The sequence below is a fragment of the Aeromicrobium endophyticum genome, assembly GCF_003586285.1.
Classification (GTDB): domain Bacteria; phylum Actinomycetota; class Actinomycetes; order Propionibacteriales; family Nocardioidaceae; genus Aeromicrobium; species Aeromicrobium endophyticum.
In genome coordinates, this window is record NZ_QUBR01000002.1 from 750056 (window position 1) to 767284 (window position 17229).

Here is a 17229-nt window from a genome sequence, read left to right on the forward strand (position 1 = left end):
CCCACACTCTGTCGGTTGCGACAGGTGGGCACAAGCACCACCGTGACGCCGCGCGCGGCGTCGAGCGCACCCGCCGCCGCACCCGAGCACTACCGTGGTGCGCATGTCGAAGACACCCGCGGCTGCCCCTCTCCTCCGTGTGCGCGACCTGCGACGCAGCTACGGCGACCTGCACGTCCTCGACGGCCTCGACCTCGACCTGGCCAGCGGCGAGGCACTCGCGCTGATCGGCCCCAACGGTGCCGGCAAGTCCACCGCGCTGCGCTGCATCGCCGGCGCCGACGAGCCGACCGGCGGGACCGTCGAGCTCGACGGCGCGCCGCTCGACGAGCGGCTGCCGGCCACGCGCCGAGATCTCGCCGTCGTCATGGACGATCTCGACTTCTTCCCCGACCTGAGCGTCGTCGAGCACCTCTTCCTGCTGGCACGCGCGCACCGGGTCGACGACCCCGAGTCCGTGGTCCACGCCGTCCTCGCCGACGTCGGCCTGACCGACCAGGCCGCCCAGCTGCCCGGCACGTTGTCGTCCGGGCAGCGTCGCAGGCTCGCGCTGGCCAGTGCGTTCGTCCGGCCGCGGCGGCTGCTGATCCTCGACGAGCCCGAGCAGAGGCTCGACGCCGCGGGGCTGGCGTGGCTGGCCGAGCGCCTCAACGCCGAGAAGGCCGACGGCCTCGGCATCCTGCTGGTCAGCCACGATGCCGAGCTCGTCGATGCCGTGGCCGACTGGATCCTCGACCTCGGCGAGCTGTGAGCCCCACCGCCGAGGTCGGCGCCAGGTCGCTGCGCCGTCAGATGCGCGCGTGGCGCCGCGACCGCGCCGACACGACCCTCTACGAACAGCTCTCCGAGGCGTACATCTGGGTGTTCAGCCTCGTCCTGCTCGGCGCCATGGCGATCAGCGCGATGGTGCAGACGCGGGTCAGCGTCGCGTCGGCCTGCACCACCACGACCTGCGACGACGCACGGACCTCGCTGGTGTGGGCCTCCGCGGCCGGGATGATCGCGATCGCCCTGGCCGCCGCGCAGGCCGTGGGGCCCGTCATGGTGACGCCGGCCACGGGTGCCTGGCTGCTGACCACCCCCGTCGACCGGGGGCCGTTGCTGCGTTCGCGGTTGATGGCCGCGACGACGGCTGCGACTGCGACCTGCGGGGCGGTGGTCGCCGTCATCGGGCTCCTGGCCGGCATCGAGTACCGAGCCATCGCCGCGCTCGCGGCGGGCACCGCACTCGCCGGAGGCGCCATGACGGCCCTCGCCGCGACGTGGCAGGCGCGTGATGGTCGCCCGACCCGCCGGCTCGCGACGGCCCTCGCGCTGGTCACGGCCGCCTGGCTGCTGCTCGTGGCGCTCGACGTCGAGCCGTCCACCTCGTCCGGCTGGCTCGGGGGGCCGATCGGCTGGACCCTCGCCGGAGCGGCCGCCCTCGCCCTGGTCGCGCTCCTGGTGCGTGCCGCATCGCGCGTCGCCTCGCTGCTCCGGGCTCAGCTCGTGCCCGGCGGATCGCTCCTGGCCAGCCTGTCGGGAGCGTTGGCCGGCCTCGACCTCTCGCTGGCCTACGACGTGCTGGTCGCCCGCCGGTGGCGCACCGCCGCGACGGTACGGCCGTCCACGGGCGGTCCGGGCGGCGCCTGGGCGCTGGTGTGGCGCGACGTCGTCCGGCTGCGGAGGTCGCCGGGCGCGCTGGCGGCACTCGCCGGGTCGCTGCTGGTCCCCTACGTCGTGCTGCGTCTCGACCTCGACGACGCGATCGTGCTCGCCAGCGCGCTCACGGCGTTCCTGTCCGGGCTGTGGTCGTTCTCGGCGCTGCGCACGACCGGCCGCAACCCGGGCCTCGTCCGGTGCTTCCCGATGTCGCTGGCCGCGGTGCGCTCGGCGACCATGGTCGTGCCTGGCGCGCTGCTGCTGGTCTGGTCGCTCGCCCTCGTCCCCGCGCTCAGCCAGGCGCTCGACGACGCGACCCCCGCCGACGTCCTGCTGGTGGCCGTCGCCACCGGCGGCTCGGCCCTGGCGGCCATCGCACGCTGGATGCTGGCACCTCCGCCCAACTACTCCATGCCGCTGGTCGCCTCACCCACCGGAGCGATCCCGACAGGTCTCATCGTCAGCGCGCTGCGCGGGTTCGACGTGCTCGCGCTGGCCGTCGTGCCGCTGCTGGTGGCGCCGAGCGACAACGGGGCCTTGGTGTCGTTGGCGCTGAGCGGATCGGTCGTCAGCTACCTGGTCGCGCGCCGCGAGCCACGCCTAGGCTGACCGTGCGGGCTCAGCGGGGCGTGGTGGGCTCGAGCACCGCGACGCACTCGACGTGGTGCGTCATCGGGAACAGCGCGAAGGCCCGCAGCCCGATCAGCTGGTACCCCCGCGCCGCGAACGAGGCGAGGTCGCGTGCCAGGGCGGCCGGGTCGCACGCGACGTAGACGATGCGCCGCGGCGCGAGGGCCGCGATGCCCTCGACGGCCTTCTTGGCCCCCGTGCGCGGCGGGTCGAGCACCACGACGTCGGCCGACTCGCCGAGCAGTCCCTGCCGCAGCGCCCGCTCGACGGTCTGGTCGACGAGGCGCACCTGCGGCAGGTCGTGGAGGTTGCGCCGGGCGTCGCGTGATCCACCCGGGTCGGACTCGACGCTCAGCACCGTCCCGGTCTCGCCCACCTCGGCAGCGAGGAACCTCGTGAACAGGCCCACGCCGGCGTAGAGGTCGAGCACGGTCTCACCCTCGCCGGCGGACGCTCCCTCGAGGACGGCGCTCGCCAAGGTCGACGCCGCTGCCGGGTGCACCTGCCAGAAGCCCGAGCCCGACACCCGGAAGTCGGCCTCCTCGACCCGCTCGGTGACCGCGCCCCGACCTCCACGCACCGTGCCGTCGGTCGCGACGACACCGTCGACCTCGCCCTCGACCTCGTCGCTGATGCTGGCGTCGGTCACCAGCAACCGGTCGCCCGTCGACGAGGCGATGGCCTCGACCGAGTCGGCGTCCCACGAGCGTCCGAGCACCTGGGGAAGATCGGGATGCGCGATGAGGCAGCGGTCGACCGGCACGATCTCGTGCGAGCGGTGACGTCGCAGGCCCGGACGTCCGTCGCGGTCGACCGCGAACTGCACGCGGGTGCGCCAGCCGAGAGCGTCCGGTGCGACGGCCTCGACGTCGACGTGACGGTCGATGCCGGCCAGGCGACGCAGCTGCTCGCTGATGACGTCGCCGAGGAGCTGTCGCTGCGTGGCCGGGTCGACGTGCTGGAAGTCGCAGCCCCCGCACCTGCCCGGCCCCGAGAAGGGACACGGCGGCACGACCCGCCCCGGAGCAGCCTCGAGCACCTCGACCGCGTCGGCCCGCAGGAAGCTCGTGGTGCGCTCGGTGATCGCGATCCGCACGCGCTCGCCCGGCAGCGCGTGCCGCACGAACACGACCTGTCCGTCGAGGCGGGCGACGCAGTGGCCTCCGTGCGCGACAGGACCGACGTCGACCACCGGACCGTCCGGGAGGGCCGTCTCAGTCGTCATCAGCGGCCCCGGAACCCGCGGCGGACGTCGCCGGGAGCGGGTCGCGGCTTGGCCAGCTTCTTCTTGGCTCGGCCGGCCGAGCTCAGCTGGTACGGGACGCTCGTGACCATGACGCCCGGCATGAACAACAGGCGTCCCTTGAGCCGCAGCGCGGTCTGGTTGTGCAGCAGCTGCTCCCACCAGCGGCCCACGACGTACTCGGGGATGTAGACCGTGATGATGTCGCGCGGCCCCTGCTTGCGCAGCTCCTTGACGTACCGGATGACCGGACGCAGCAGCTCGCGGTACGGCGAGTTGACGACCTTGAGCGGGATGGGGATCGAGAGCTCCTCCCACTGCTTCATGAGGGCAGCGGTCTCGGCCGGGTCGAACTCGACCGTCAGCGCCTCGAGCGAGTTGGGTCGCGACACGCGCGCGTACGCCAGCGCCCGCATGGTCGGCTTGTGCAGCTTGCTGACCAGCACGATCGCGTGCACGCGCGACGGCAGGGTCACGTCGGTGTCGTCGATCGCCAGCTCTTCGGCGACCCGGTCGTAGTGGCGCCCGATGCCCCGCATCAGCAGGAACACGCAGATCATCGCGACGATGGCGATCCAGGCGCCGGCGAGGAACTTGGTGAGCAGCACGATGACCAGCACCGTGGCCGTCATGCCGAGGCCGATCGCGTTGACGGCGCGCGAGCGCATCATCCTGGACCGTGCGGCCGGATCGGTCTCGGACCGCAGGTGCCGGTTCCAGTGCTTGATCATGCCGAGCTGGCTGAGGTTGAACGACACGAAGACGCCCACGATGTACAGCTGGATGAGCTTGGTGACCTCGGCGTCGAAGGCCTGGATCAGCACGATCGCGGCCAGCGCCAGCACGATGATGCCGTTGCTGAACGTCAGCCGGTCGCCGCGGGTGTCGAGCTGTCGCGGCAGGAAGCCGTCGCGGGCCAGGATCGAGCCCAGCACCGGGAAGCCGTTGAAGGCCGTGTTGGCCGCCAGCACCAGGATGATGCCGGTGCACGCGATCGTGAAGTAGAACAGCGGCGTGAAGTCGCTGTAGAGCGTCTTGGCGAGCTGGCCGATGACGGTGTCCTGCTGGTACGAGTCGCCCGCGAGCACACCGTTCTTGATCAGCTGCTCGGCCGGGTCCTCGACGTAGCGCAGCTTCATCAGGTCGGCCAGCACGATGATGCTCATCAGCATCGTGATCGCGAGGGTGCCGAGCAGCAGCAGCGTCGTGGCGGCGTTCTTGCTCTTGGGCTTCTTGAACGCGGGCACGCCGTTGCTGATCGCCTCGACGCCCGTCAGCGCCGCGCAGCCCGACGAGAACGCGCGCGCCAGCAGGAAGACCATCGCCACGCCCGTGATGCCCTGCTCGAACTGGCTCTCGGGCACGATCTCGTACTGCGCGCTGGGCACCGTCGGCAGGTCGCCGAACAGGTAGCGGGCATAGCCCCACAGGCCCATCAGCAAGATGGCGATCATGAACAGGTAGGTGGGGATGGCGAAGGCCGAGCCGGACTCCTTGGTGCCGCGCAGGTTGATCGCCATCAGCAGGATCACCAGCGCGGACGCCGCCGTGGCCTCGTGCCCCTCGAGCCAGGGCAACGCCGAGGCGGCGTTCTGCACCCCTGACGAGATCGACACCGCCACGGTCAGCACGTAGTCGACCAGCAGGGCGCTGCCGACCGTCAGGCCCGCGGTCGGGCCGAGGTTGACGGTCGCGACCTCGTAGTCGCCACCGCCGCTCGGGTACGCGTGGACGTTCTGGCGGTACGAGGCGACGACCGTGATCAGCACCAGCGTCACCGCGATGCCGATCTTCCAGTTGAACGCGTACGCCGACAGGCCGCCGATCGACAGCGTCAGGAAGATCTCGTCCGGCGCATACGCCACGGAGGACAGCGCGTCGCTCGCGAAGACCGGCAGCGCGATGCGCTTGGGGAGAAGCGTCTCTCCGAGCTGTTCGCTGCGGAGCTTGCGCCCGACCAGTGCACGCTTGGCGACCTCGGTGACTCCCACGAGAGACGATGCTAGGCCATGTCGGTCCGTTCCCCGCTGCGAGCGAGCGTGGCATCCGCGCCCGGTCCGGCAGGACCGAGGAGGGATGCGCACCGGGGTTGTGCGCAGACCGACGAGAACGCCACCGGCCGGGATGCGGGGTCGCGCGAGCCAGCGAGGAGCGGGCCGGCGGGGCCGAGGACCCGGTGGTGGCTCTCGTCCGCACGAGCGGTCACCGCGGTGTAGCGTCGCCTCCGTGCACATCGTCATCATGGGCTGCGGACGCGTGGGGTCGACCCTCGCTCGCAACCTCGAGGCCCGCGGCCACACCACCGCCGTGATCGACACCAACCCCGACGCGTTCCGCCGTCTCGGGCCCGGATTCGCCGGCATCACGGTCACCGGCATGGGCTTCGACCGCGACGTGCTGGTCAAGGCCGGCATCGAGCGCGCCGACGCGTTCGCGGCGGTCTCCAGCGGTGACAACTCCAACATCATCTCGGCGCGCGTGGCGCGCGAGCAGTTCAAGATCGAGAACGTCGTCGCCCGCATCTACGACCCGGGCCGCGCCGAGGTCTACGAGCGGCTGGGCGTCCCCACGGTCGCGACGGTCCCCTGGGCCGCCGACCAGGTGCTGCGCCGGCTCGTGCCCGCCGGCTCCGAGCCCGCGTGGCGCGACCAGACCGGCGAGGTCCGCCTCGACCTGGTCTACGCGCCGTTCAGCTGGATCGGCCACCGCATCGCCGAGCTCGAGGCCGATGCCAGCGTGCGCGTCGCCTACCTCACGCGACTGGGCACGGGGCTGATCGCCACCCCCGACACCGTCATCCAAGAGGGCGACTACTTGAGCCTGTTCATGCTCGAGTCGACCGCCGAGGCGTCCCACGCGGCCCTCGACGCAGGACCGGAGGACCACTGATGCGCGTCGTCATCGCCGGAGCCGGCGCCGTCGGGCGCTCGGTCGCCCAAGAGCTCATCGGCAACGGTCACTCGATCCTGCTGATCGACAAGTCCCCCGCGTCGATCCGCGCCGAGATGGTTCCCGACGCGCAGTGGCTGCTCGCCGACGCCTGCGAGCTGTCGTCCCTCGAGGAGGCGCAGCTCGAGTCGTGCGACGTCGTGATCTCCGCGACCGGCGACGACAAGGCCAATCTCGTCATCTCGCTGCTGGCCAAGACCGAGTTCGCCGTGCCGCGCACCGTCGGCCGCGTCAACCACCCGAGCAACGAGTGGCTCTTCAGCGAGTCGTGGGGCGTCGACGTGTCGGTCTCGACCCCGCGGCTCATGTCGGCCCTGGTCGAGGAGGCCGTCACGGTCGGCGACCTGGTGCGGCTGTTCACGTTCCGGCAGAGCAACGCCAACCTCGTCGAGCTGACGATGCCGGCCGACTCCCCCTTCATCGGCAAGCGGGTCAGCGAGGTGCCGTGGCCGCACGACGTCGTGCTGGTCGCGATCCTGCGCGGCAGCTCGATCGAGACGCCCGACGCCGACCGCTCGCTCGAGTCGGGCGACGAGCTGCTGTTCGTCACCCCCGAGGACGCCGAGGACACCCTCGGCGAGCTGCTCTCCCCCAAGCCCCACAAGCACTAGGCGCCCCGGTCACGCCGTTGTGTCATAGCGTCCGAGGGTCACAGGCCCCGGAAGGTATGACGCAACGGCCGATCAGGCTGGGTCGTCCTGCTCGACGGGGGTGCGGTTGCGGCTGAGCAGCCAGCCCATGACGACGAACGAGGCCAGCTGCAAGGGCCACCCGAGCGCGATCTTGGACGCACCGAGCAGGCCGATCTGGTGGTCGAGCCACAGCGGCAGCTGCACCGCGACGCGGATGACGCAGGGCACGGCCAGCACCCACGTCAGCTGCGAGCACAGCCGGACCATCGCCTTGTCGGAGTGCCATGCCGTCGGGTCTCCCATGACGGAGCCGACCATGAAGCCGACGATGGGCCAGCCGATCACGATCGTGAGGACGATGACGACGGCGTAGACACCGTTGTAGATGAGCCCGGGCGTGAAGACCGCGCGGGCGACGTCCTCGTCGGAGCCGCCCGACTGCGACGCGCGGTACGCGAAGAACGCGCCGATGCCGATGCCGAACAGGGCGTTGAGCACGAACTGCGTCGTCGAGCGCTGCACGAGCCGCACGAGCAGCAGTGCGGCCGTCACGCCGATGCTGACGATCAGCGACAGCCGGATCTCGTCGGTGACGAGGAACAGGATCGTGAACAGCGCCGTGGGAACGGCGCTCTCGACGATGCCGCGCGGACCGCCGAGCGCCTTGGCCAGCTGCGCCCGGACGACCTGCTCGACCGTGACCTGGGCCGAGGTCACCGGCGGCTCACGCGTCGAGCTCGTAACGCGGGTTGTAGATGATGCGGGTCGTGCCCCGCATGCCGATGCGGCCGAAGGCCTTCAGCTGACGCCCGGCGGCGATGCCCTCGATCTTGCGACGGCCCAGCCACACCAGCGTGACGCTGTCGGAGCCGTCGTACAGCTCGGCCTCGAGGGCCGTCACGCCGTCGACGGGCCGCAGCGTGACCGATCGGAGCACGCCGTGGATCGTGGCCATGCAGCGGTCTTCCTGCGACGAGATGAGCTGGCAGCCCGCCTTGGCCGCCTCGCTCTTGAGCTCGCCGGCCTCCAGGTTGTCGGTCGACAGGCGTTCGAGGGTCCTGCTGAAGCGTCCCATGTCCTCTTCCTCTGCTCGCGTCGAGTCTACTCGCCGGGCTCGACGGCGACGGCGTTCGCCGGCAGCGTCAGCAGCAGCGACTCGCGGGGGATGCGCGGCTCGGGGCCGCGGTCGACGATGACGTCGCGCAGGGTGTCGACGAGCAGCCCCTCGTCGGACGGGTTGAGGCCGGCCTCGCCCAGGAACGTCGCCCGCAGCAGCCAGCGGGGGCCCTCGATGCCGACGATGCGGCTGGGCTGGAAGCCCTTCTCGCCGTCGGGCAGGTCGACCGGCACCTTGACCAGCAGCTCGGGCCCGTACAGGCCGTCGACCTGCTCGCACTCGCCGCCGAGACGCTCGACCTCGATGATCAGGTCGTCGCGCACCTCGTCCCACAGGCCTCCCGACCGGGTCGCCGCGAAGGCGCGCAGCTCGAGCGCGGCGTCGTCGGCCACCAGCACGACCGAGCCGATGTCTCCGCCGTCGCCGTCGGTGGGCAGCTGGACGTCGAGGCCGACCCGTACGCGCACCTTGAGCGGTCCGAGGTCGATGTACGTCTCGTCATCACCGGGCGAGCGCTCGGAGGAGTCCCACGGACCCTGGTGGCGCGCACCCTCGACCTCGGGGACCGCGGGTGCGGTCGCCTCGTCGGACTGCTGCTTGCCTCGTCGTCGTGCCATCAGCTGCTCTCTTCGTGGACGTCGGCGGTCGCATGACCACCTGTTGAACCGTAGCCCCCCGATCCGCGGGCCGTCTCGGGCAGCACCTCGGACTCGACGAACCGGACGTGCTCGACCCGCTGGACGACCAGCTGGGCGATGCGGTCGCCGCGGCTCAGCGTCACCGTCTCGGACCGGTCGTGGTTGATCAGCAGCACCTTGATCTCGCCGCGGTAGCCCGCGTCGATCGTGCCGGGCGCGTTGACGATCGACAGGCCCGCACGCAGTGCGAGGCCCGACCGCGGGTGGACGAAGGCCGCGAATCCGTCGGGCAGCGCCATCGCGATCCCGGTCGGCACGAGCGCGCGCTCCCCCGGTGCCAGGCTGACGTCGACGGTCGTCACGAGATCGGCACCGGCGTCACCCGGGTGCGCGTAGACAGGTAGCGCCACGTCGGGATCGAGCCGGGTCACGGTCACGTCGAGCATGGCGACGACCCTACCTGCGTCGCACCGGAGACGCCGATGAGGCAAGGTTGAACCGTGACGACCTATCGTGAGCGCCTGACAGCCCCGATCTCCTGGTGGGTGGCGGCCCTCGCCTTCGCCGCCGTGTGGGGCTGGGTGTTCCTCGTCGCCACCACCTGGTCGATCGCGATCGTCGTGACGGTGCTGCTCGTCGCCGCCGGCGGCTACACGGTCTGGCGCTACGGCTCGGTCGTCGTCGCGGTGGGCCCCGACGGCCTGCACGTGGGGCGGGCCCACCTCGATCCCCGCCACGTCGGCCCCGTGCGGTCGCTCGACCGGGCCGCCTACCGCACGCAGCTCGGCACGGGTGCCGACGCCCGCGCCTACCTGATGACGCGCCCCTACCTCGACCACGGCGTGCTCGTGACGGTCGACGACCCCAACGACCCCGCACCGTACTGGCTGGTCTCCAGCCGTCACCCCGACGCCCTCGCAGCCGCGCTGGCACCGTCGGCGCCGACCGCGCCGGCGCCCGACCCGAACGGAGACGCACCCCATGGCCAAGCGACGTAGCGCCAAGCGACGCAGCACCAGGACGTCCGACGAGCAGGCAGCCGTGCTCACGCGCGAGGCCGCCGAGGCCAACCGCGCCCCGGGCCCCAGGCCGAAGGCTCCGAGCCGGGCGACCTGGAAGGTCATGGACCGGGGCTCGTCGGTCGCAGCCGGCCTGCTGGCCACCCGCGCCTCCGCCGTCGCCTGGCGTGCCGTCACGGGCAAGAAGCCGCCGACGTCCGGGCGTCACCCCGAGGTCACGACGAAGGAAGCCGTGGCCTGGGCCGTCATCGGAGGATCGGTCGTCGAGCTGGTGCGTGTCGGCGTGCGTCGCAGCGCGGCCACCTACTGGGTCAGGTCGACCGGGCAGCTGCCGCCCGGCATGAAGCCGCTGGGGCCGGTGCCGGGATCGACCACGCTGAAGGCCGCCGGAACGACAAAGGAGCCGGTTCGTGTCGAACCGGCTCCCTACACATCGACCAAGCGGTCGTCGACCAAGAAGGTCAGTCGGCGCAATCGCGGCAGATGAGCTCGCCGTTCTTCTCCGTGGCCAGCTGGCTGCGATGGTGGACCAGGAAGCACGACGAGCAGGTGAACTCGTCGACCTGCTTGGGCACCACCTGGACGGCGAGCTCTTCGTGGGAGAGGTCGGCTCCAGGCAGCTCGAAGGACTCTGCGGCCTCGGTCTCGTCCTCGTCGACCTTGCCGGAGTTCTTCTCGTGCCGACGCGCCTTGAGCTCTTCGATGCTGTCCTCGGACTGCTCTTCTTCGGTCTTGCGCGGTGCGTCGTAATCGGTAGCCATCAAATCTCCCTTTGTGCGGAACAACCGGCGTGATTGTGCCACACGGATCTGTGGCGTTCACACTCAGAACCCACAAGCACGCACCAGCTCGAAATATTCCGTCGCGACGGACGGGTGGGCGGCCATCACGAGGCGTTCGCCGGGCGGTCCGTCGAGGCCGCTCAGCACGATGCCGGCCTCGGAGGCCACGAGCCCCCCGGCCGCCAGGTCCCACGGCTTGAGGCCCTGCTCGACGTAGGCGTCGAACTGGCCCTCGGCGAGCGCGCACAGGTCGATCGCGGCCGAGCCGATGCGACGGATGTCACGCACCTGCGGGATGAAGGCGGCCATCGCCGCCGCCTGCTTGGCCCGCACCTCGGGGACGTAGTTGAAGCCCGTGGCGACGAGGGCGTGCGCCAACGTCTCGACCGCGGGCGCGGTCAGCATCCGCCGGCCGTCGGGCTCGTAGCGCCACGAGCCCTCCCCCGCGACGGCACCCCACTCGGTGCCGGCAGCGATGTTGACGACGTAGCCGGCCACCACCTCGCCGCCCCTGCGGGCGGCGATCGACACGGCGTAGGCAGGGATGCCGTAGACGAAGTTGACGGTGCCGTCGATGGGGTCGACGACCCAGTCGACGCCGGTGCTGCCGGCCACGTCGTCGCCCTCCTCGCCGACGAAGCCGTCGCCGGGACGCGCGGCGAAGATGCGCTCGCGGATCAGGCGCTCGCACGCCTCGTCGATCTCGGTGACGACGTCGGTCGCGCTCGACTTGGTCGACGCGACGTCGACCCGCCCGTCAGGCCTGGCCGACCGCACGTAGGCGGCGGCCTCCTGGCCGACCCGGCGGGCCAGCTCGAGCAGCTCGGCATCGGTCATACGGGCGTGGCGGCCGAGCCGACCGTCGGCAGCGTCGAGCGGGGGTTCAGGCAGCAGTTGGTCGGGCACAGGTCGTGCGACGGCGGCAGCTCGCCCACCACGGGTCGGTCGACCGACTCGCCACGCTCGACCGCCGCACGCTCGAGCAGCAGCTCACGGATCATCGCGACGAAGTCGGGGTGCGCGCCGGGAGTGTCGGCCCGGACGTAGCGGAGCCCGAGCTCGTCGGCGGTCTGCTTGCCCTCGGTGTCGAGGTCGTAGATGACCTCCATGTGGTCGGAGACGAAGCCGATCGGCACGACGACGACCGACTCGGTGCCCGACTCCTTGAGCTCGGCGAGGTGGTCGTTGATGTCGGGCTCGAGCCACGGGATGCGCGGCGAGCCCGAGCGCGAGCAGTACGCCAGCGAAAAGGTCTCGGCGCCTGCGCCCTCGGCGACCATCGCGGCGACGCTCTCGTGCTGGCGCACGTAGAACTCGCGGCCGGGCCCACCGCTCGCCTCGTTCATGGAAGTCGGGATCGAGTGCGTCACGAACACCACGTGCGTGCCGGCCGGCGCGTCGGCGAGCGCCGAGCGCGTCGCCTCGGTGAAGGGCCCCACGAACCCGGGGTGGTTGAAGTAGTGGCGCAGGCGGCTGAGCTCGATCTCGACGCCGGACGTGGCGGCGAACAGGTCCTCGCGGTACTGACGGCACCCGGAGTACGACGAGTAGGCGCTCGTCACGAAGCAGGCGGCCCGGCGCACGCCGTCGGCGGCCATCTGCTCGGCGGCCTCGCGCAGGTACGGGTCCCAGTTGCGGTTGCCCCAGTAGATCGGCAGGTCGACCCCGTTGTCGGCGAAGTCACGGCGCATCGCGGCCAGCAGCTCGCGGTTCAGGTCGTTGATCGGGGACTTGCCGCCGAACAGGAAGTAGTGCTCGCCGACCTCCTCGAGCCGCTCGCGCGGGATGCCGCGGCCGGCGGTGACGTTCTCGAGGAACGGGACGACGTCTTCGGGCTTCTCCGGCCCTCCGAACGAGACGAGAAGGAGCGCATCAAAAGGTCGGACATCCATGCGACCATCCTCGCACCGCCCTGGGTAGGGTGCTCGGGGCGGCTGGGGCCGATCGATGCTGTTCCGGCCGCGGAGGGAAACGATGCTGACGACGTACAAGGGCGTGCTGTCCCTGCCGGGCGCGGCCCTGTTCTCGTTCACGGCCCTGTGGTCGAGGCTTCCGCTGTCGATGGCCGGCCTCGGCATCGTCCTGCTCATCAAGGAGCAGACGGGCTCCTTCGGGCAGGCCGGCGTCATGTCGGCGGCCTACGTGCTCTCGGCGGCGGCCTTCGCCCCGGGGCAAGGACGCCTGGCCGACCGCTTCGGCCAGACCGTGGTGCTGTGGATCGTCGGCGCGGCCTACGCCGCGGGCATCGGGATGTTCCTGGTGGCCGTCGACGCCTCGTGGGCCGCACCGTGGCCGCATGCGTGCGCCGTGCTCGCCGGGCTCGCCACCCCGCAGACCGGCAGCATGGTCCGCGCCCGCTGGACGCACGCCATCAGCGACCGCACGCAGCTGGGCACCGCGTTCTCGATCGAGGCGATCGCCGACGAGGTCGTGTTCATCGTGGGGCCCGTGCTCGTGGCGTTCCTGACGTTCCAGGTCGCCGACTACGCAGGCCTCGCGGCAGCCGCGGCGGCAGCACTGCTGGGCAGCTGGGCGATGGCCCTCCAGCGGTCCACCGCGCCGCCAGCGGGAGGACACCGCACGCGGTCGGGCCCCCGCATCAACTGGGCCGGGCTGTGGCCCTTGGTGGCGGTCTCGGTCAGCCTCGGCATCATCTTCGGCTCCGCCGAGGTGATCATCGCGGCGTTCACCGAGGAGAACGGTCGCAAGGGTGCCGCCGGAGCCGTGCTCGCCGTGTGGGCGGCCGGCAGCCTGCTGGCGGGCTTCTGCATCGGCGCGCTCCCCCAGACGCCCAGTCCCCGGCGGCGACTGAGGGTCTCGATCCTGGTGCTGAGCGTGCTGTTCGCCCCGATGGCGCTGCTCTCGGGCATCCCGCTGCTCGCGATCGGCATGTTCCTGGGCGGGTTCATGATCTCGCCGACCCTCATCGCCCTGGTGCAGCTGGTCGAGCACGAGGTGCCGCCGTCGCGGCTCACCGAGGCCCTCACCTGGACGACCACCGGCATGTCGGTGGGCATCGCCCCCGGTGCCGCCGTCGTGGGCTCGGTGATCGACTCCCACGGCGCCTCGGCGGGCTTCCTGGTGCCGCTCGCGGCCGGCCTGGCCGGCTCGCTCGTCGCGTGGACCACCCACGCGTCGGACCGACCTTCTCGTGACGTGAACGCGGCCCCGAAAAGTCACTAAGGTTGGGTCACCATGACCGACATCACACTCGCCGGACGCAGCGTCGAGCTCGTCAGAGCATGGACCGAGGCCCGTGGCCGGCGCACGTCGGGTGCGGCCGCGCGTCTGGCGACGCTGCTCAAGGACCCGAACGGCCTGGAGTTCACGATCGGTTTCGTCGACCGCGTCGTGCGGCCGGAGGACCACCGGGTCGCCGCTCGCAACCTGCGCCGGCTGTCGCGCGACCTCCCGGCCTTCCTGCCGGTCACCCAGAAGATCCTGCTCAGGCTCGGTGCCGTGATGTCGGTGCTCGCTCCCGGACTGGTCGTCGCCATCGCGCGCCGCGTGCTGCGGCGCATGGTCGGTCACCTCGTCGTCGACGCCCGCCCCGACAAGCTGGGCCGGGCCGTCGCCAAGCTGCGTGCCCGCGGCGACCGCCTCAACCTGAACCTGCTGGGCGAGGCCGTGCTCGGCGACGAGGAGGCCGCGCGCCGACGCGACGGCACGCTCGCGCTGATCGAGCGCGACGACGTCGACTACGTCTCCGTCAAGGTCTCGTCGGTCGCCAGCCAGCTGTCGATGTGGGCCTTCGAGGAGTCCGTGCAGCGCGTCGTCAAGCAGCTCACGCCGCTGTACGAGCGGGCTGCCACCGGCGATCCGACCTTCATCAACCTCGACATGGAGGAGTACAAGGACCTCGACCTCACGGTCGCGGTGTTCACCACGATCCTCGAGTCGTTCCCCGACCTCGAGGCCGGCATCGTGCTGCAGGCGTACCTGCCCGATGCGCTGGGCGCGATGCAGGAGCTGCAGTCGTGGGCCGCCCGTCGCCGTGCCGAGGGCGGGGCACCCGTCAAGGTGCGCCTGGTCAAGGGCGCCAACCTCGCGATGGAGCACGTCGACGCGGCGATGCACGGGTGGCCCCTGGCCACGTGGGCCACCAAGCGCGAGACCGACACCAACTACAAGCGCGTCCTGCACTGGGCCCTGACGCCCGAGCGCGTCGACGCCGTCCGCATCGGTGTGGCGGGGCAGAACCTCTTCGACGTCGCCTATGCCTGGCTGCTGGCCGGTGACCGCGAGGTCCGCGACGCCGTCGACTTCGAGATGCTGCTGGGGATGGACACCGGTCCGGTCGACGCGGTCCGCGGCGACGTCGGTCGCCTCCTGCTCTACACGCCCGTCGTGAACCCCGACGAGTTCGACGTCGCGATCTCGTACCTCGTGCGTCGCCTCGAGGAGAACGCCAGCGCCGACAACTTCATGTCGGCAGCCTTCGAGCTGACCTCCGAGCCCTCGCTGCTCGAGCGCGAGACCCAGCGCTTCCTGGCGTCGGTCGACGCGCTCGACACGTCGCTCCCGGCACCCCACCGCGTGCAGGACCGCTCCACCGAGGTGCCGACGCCGTCGACGGGGACGTTCACCAACACGCCCGACACCGATCCGTCCATCGAGGCCAACCGCGCGTGGGCGCGGCTCGCGCTGTCGCGCTCGGCCTACACGCAGGTCGGCGCCGAGACCGTCCGCACCGGCGCGGTGCCCGGACCCGCGTCGCTCGAGACGATCATCCACGACACCCGCGACGCCGCGGCGCTGTGGCAGGCGCGCGGCTCCGAGGTCCGTGCGTGGATCCTGCACCAGGCGGCCAGCGCGATCGGTGCGCGCCGGGGCGACCTCGTCTCGGTCATGGCGGCCGAGGCCGGCAAGACCGTCGCCGAGTCCGACGTCGAGGTCAGCGAGGCGGTCGACTTCGCCAACTACTACGCCGAGGCGGCCCGACGTCTCGACGCCGTCGACGGTGCCGAGTTCGTCCCCGACCGGCTCACCGTCGTCACGCCGCCGTGGAACTTTCCCGTCGCGATCCCGGCCGGCTCGGTGCTCGCCGCGCTGGCCGTCGGCAGCGGCGTCATCATCAAGGCCGCGCCCCAGACACGTCGCTGCGCCGCCGTGATGGTCGAGGCGCTGTGGCAGGCGGGTGTCCCGCGCGACGTCCTGCGGTACGTCACGATCGACGAGGGAGGCCTGAGCCAGACCCTGGTCTCGCACCCGTCGGTCGATCGCGTCATCCTCACGGGCGGCTGGGAGACCGCACGGCTGTTCCGCTCGTGGCGCCCCGACCTCCCGCTGCTCGCCGAGACCAGCGGCAAGAACGCCATCGTGATCACTCCCAGCGCCGATCTCGATCTTGCCGTCGCCGACCTGGTCAAGAGCGCGTTCGGCCATGCCGGGCAGAAGTGCTCGGCGGCCAGCCTGGCGATCGTGGTGGGGTCGGTCGCCGAGTCCGAGCGCTTCCGCCGCCAGCTCGTCGACGCCGTGTCGTCGCTGACGGTCGGGCACCCTGCCGACCCCGAGGTGTCGATGGGCCCGGTCATCGAGCCGCCCCGGGGCAAGCTGCTGCAGGGGCTGACCGAGCTCGACGAGGGCGAGACCTGGCTGCTCGAGCCGCGTCGCATCGGATCGGACGACCGCGTGTGGACCCCCGGCATCCGGGCCGGCGTGCGGCCCGGCAACACGTTCCACACCACCGAGTACTTCGGCCCCGTCCTCGGTGTCATGCACGCCGCCGACCTCGACGAGGCCATCGCCTGGCAGAACGCGACCGACTACGGGCTCACCGCCGGCATCCACTCGCTCGACGCCGACGAGGTCGCCGCCTGGATCGACGCGGTCGAGGCCGGCAACCTGTACGTCAACCGCGGCATCACCGGCGCGATCGTGCAGCGTCAGCCGTTCGGGGGCTGGAAGCGGTCGTCGGTCGGCACCACCGCCAAGGCCGGCGGACCCAGCTACCTCACGCACCTCGGCACCTGGAAGCCGCGGCCGCTGCGTGCGTCCGCGGGCTCGGCGGTCCTGGCCGGTCCGGTGACCGCCGTTCTCGACGCCGTCGCGCACCACCTGACGGATGCTCAGCACCGCGACCTGCTCGCCGCCGCGCACTCCGACCACGTCGCCTGGACGCGGGAGTACGGCGTCGCCAAGGACGTCTCGGGGCTCGAGGTCGAGCGCAACGTGCTGCGCTACCTCCCCGTGCCCGTGACCGTCCGGGCCGGCGACGACCTGCCGGGGCTCGTCCGCGTGCTGCTCGCGGCGGCACGTGCCGGCGCTCCGGTCAGGGTCAGCACGCCCACGCCGCTGCCCGACGGGCTGGTCGACGACGCCCAGGTCGAGACCCACGAGCAGTGGCTCGCGCACGTGGCGCAGTCCCGCCCGTCCCGCGTCCGCCTCGTCGGTCAGGACGCGCGCGAGGTGGCCGTCGCCGTCGAGGGCGACCCCGACGTCGCGATCTACGCCGGCGACGTCACCCCCTCCGGACGCGTCGAGGCCCTGCCGTTCCTGCGCGAGCAGTCCGTCTCGATCACGCACCACCGCTTCGGCAACCACGACGCCACCTTCGACCGTGTGCTGCCGCGCTGAGG

The 17229-nt window shown here is 71.6% G+C and carries 17 protein-coding genes; 8 read left to right on the forward strand and 9 right to left on the reverse strand.

What is annotated here, in order from left to right; genetic code table 11:
• Positions 1 to 103: 103 nt before the first annotated feature.
• Both DX116_RS14235 and DX116_RS14240 read left to right on the forward strand, forming a co-directional pair.
• The gene (locus DX116_RS14235; protein WP_119705650.1) at positions 104 to 751 is read left to right on the forward strand and encodes an ABC transporter ATP-binding protein; all 648 of its coding nucleotides are present in this window, start codon (positions 104 to 106) and stop codon (positions 749 to 751) included.
• Positions 748 to 2250 (forward strand): DUF6297 family protein, encoded by a 1503-nt coding sequence (locus DX116_RS14240; protein ID WP_119704901.1) that lies wholly within the window; start codon positions 748 to 750, stop codon positions 2248 to 2250. The genes DX116_RS14235 and DX116_RS14240 overlap by 4 nt, the downstream gene beginning before the upstream one ends.
• A 10-nt stretch (positions 2251 to 2260) precedes the next feature.
• Here the strand turns inward: DX116_RS14240 and DX116_RS14245 are convergent, their stop codons facing one another.
• Together DX116_RS14245 and DX116_RS14250 are read right to left on the reverse strand one after the other, a co-directional pair.
• On the reverse strand, positions 2261 to 3496 hold the full coding sequence (locus DX116_RS14245) for a class I SAM-dependent RNA methyltransferase (RefSeq protein WP_119704902.1): 1236 nt from the start codon (positions 3494 to 3496) through the stop codon (positions 2261 to 2263).
• Entirely contained in the window at positions 3496 to 5505 is a 2010-nt protein-coding gene (locus DX116_RS14250; RefSeq protein ID WP_233556793.1) for an APC family permease, read from the reverse strand. The genes DX116_RS14245 and DX116_RS14250 overlap by 1 nt, the downstream gene beginning before the upstream one ends.
• 235 nt (positions 5506 to 5740) lie before the next feature.
• Between DX116_RS14250 and DX116_RS14255 the strand changes: the two genes are divergently transcribed.
• Together DX116_RS14255 and DX116_RS14260 are read left to right on the forward strand one after the other, a co-directional pair.
• Positions 5741 to 6403: a potassium channel family protein gene (locus DX116_RS14255; RefSeq protein WP_119705652.1), complete on the forward strand. Its 663-nt coding sequence runs from the start codon at positions 5741 to 5743 to the stop codon at positions 6401 to 6403.
• Positions 6403 to 7074, forward strand: coding sequence for a potassium channel family protein (locus tag DX116_RS14260; RefSeq protein WP_119704903.1), 672 nt, complete (start codon positions 6403 to 6405; stop codon positions 7072 to 7074). Before DX116_RS14255 ends, DX116_RS14260 begins: the two co-directional genes overlap by 1 nt.
• 72 nt (positions 7075 to 7146) lie before the next feature.
• On the opposite strand, the gene DX116_RS14265 is transcribed toward DX116_RS14260, so the two are convergent.
• From DX116_RS14265 to dut, 4 genes are read right to left on the reverse strand one after another with little or no spacing between them, the layout of a single operon-like run.
• On the reverse strand, positions 7147 to 7812 hold the full coding sequence (locus tag DX116_RS14265) for a DUF3159 domain-containing protein (protein ID WP_119704904.1): 666 nt from the start codon (positions 7810 to 7812) through the stop codon (positions 7147 to 7149).
• A gap of 7 nt (positions 7813 to 7819) precedes the next feature.
• Complete coding sequence (locus DX116_RS14270; RefSeq protein WP_119704905.1) at positions 7820 to 8170, reverse strand: OB-fold nucleic acid binding domain-containing protein; 351 nt, start codon at positions 8168 to 8170, stop codon at positions 7820 to 7822.
• 26 nt (positions 8171 to 8196) lie between these two features.
• The gene (locus DX116_RS14275; RefSeq protein ID WP_119704906.1) at positions 8197 to 8829 is read right to left on the reverse strand and encodes a DUF3710 domain-containing protein; all 633 of its coding nucleotides are present in this window, start codon (positions 8827 to 8829) and stop codon (positions 8197 to 8199) included.
• The gene (dut, locus tag DX116_RS14280; RefSeq protein WP_119704907.1) at positions 8829 to 9296 is read right to left on the reverse strand and encodes a dUTP diphosphatase; all 468 of its coding nucleotides are present in this window, start codon (positions 9294 to 9296) and stop codon (positions 8829 to 8831) included. Before dut ends, DX116_RS14275 begins: the two co-directional genes overlap by 1 nt.
• Before the next feature lie 54 nt (positions 9297 to 9350).
• Between dut and DX116_RS14285 the strand changes: the two genes are divergently transcribed.
• Positions 9351 to 9848, forward strand: coding sequence for a DUF3093 domain-containing protein (locus DX116_RS14285; RefSeq protein WP_119704908.1), 498 nt, complete (start codon positions 9351 to 9353; stop codon positions 9846 to 9848).
• Positions 9832 to 10356 carry a DUF4235 domain-containing protein gene (locus DX116_RS14290; RefSeq protein ID WP_119704909.1) on the forward strand — a complete coding sequence of 175 codons (525 nt, stop codon included), beginning with the start codon at positions 9832 to 9834 and terminating at the stop codon, positions 10354 to 10356. Before DX116_RS14285 ends, DX116_RS14290 begins: the two co-directional genes overlap by 17 nt.
• Here the strand turns inward: DX116_RS14290 and DX116_RS14295 are convergent.
• The 3 genes from DX116_RS14295 to DX116_RS14305 form a co-directional block, all read right to left on the reverse strand.
• A complete protein-coding gene (locus DX116_RS14295) occupies positions 10331 to 10630 on the reverse strand; it encodes a DUF4193 domain-containing protein (RefSeq protein WP_119704910.1) in 300 nt (99 codons plus the stop codon). The genes DX116_RS14290 and DX116_RS14295 overlap by 26 nt on opposite strands.
• Before the next feature lie 63 nt (positions 10631 to 10693).
• Positions 10694 to 11488, reverse strand: a complete 795-nt coding sequence (locus DX116_RS14300; protein WP_119704911.1) for an inositol monophosphatase family protein — start codon at positions 11486 to 11488, stop codon at positions 10694 to 10696.
• Positions 11485 to 12543, reverse strand: coding sequence for a ferrochelatase (locus DX116_RS14305; protein WP_119704912.1), 1059 nt, complete (start codon positions 12541 to 12543; stop codon positions 11485 to 11487). The genes DX116_RS14300 and DX116_RS14305 overlap by 4 nt, the downstream gene beginning before the upstream one ends.
• A gap of 82 nt (positions 12544 to 12625) precedes the next feature.
• On the opposite strand from DX116_RS14305, the gene DX116_RS14310 reads away from it, so the two are divergent.
• Positions 12626 to 13834, forward strand: a complete 1209-nt coding sequence (locus DX116_RS14310) for an MFS transporter (RefSeq protein WP_119704913.1) — start codon at positions 12626 to 12628, stop codon at positions 13832 to 13834.
• A gap of 12 nt (positions 13835 to 13846) precedes the next feature.
• Entirely contained in the window at positions 13847 to 17227 is a 3381-nt protein-coding gene (locus DX116_RS14315; protein WP_119704914.1) for a proline dehydrogenase family protein, read from the forward strand.
• Positions 17228 to 17229: the final 2 nt, after the last annotated feature.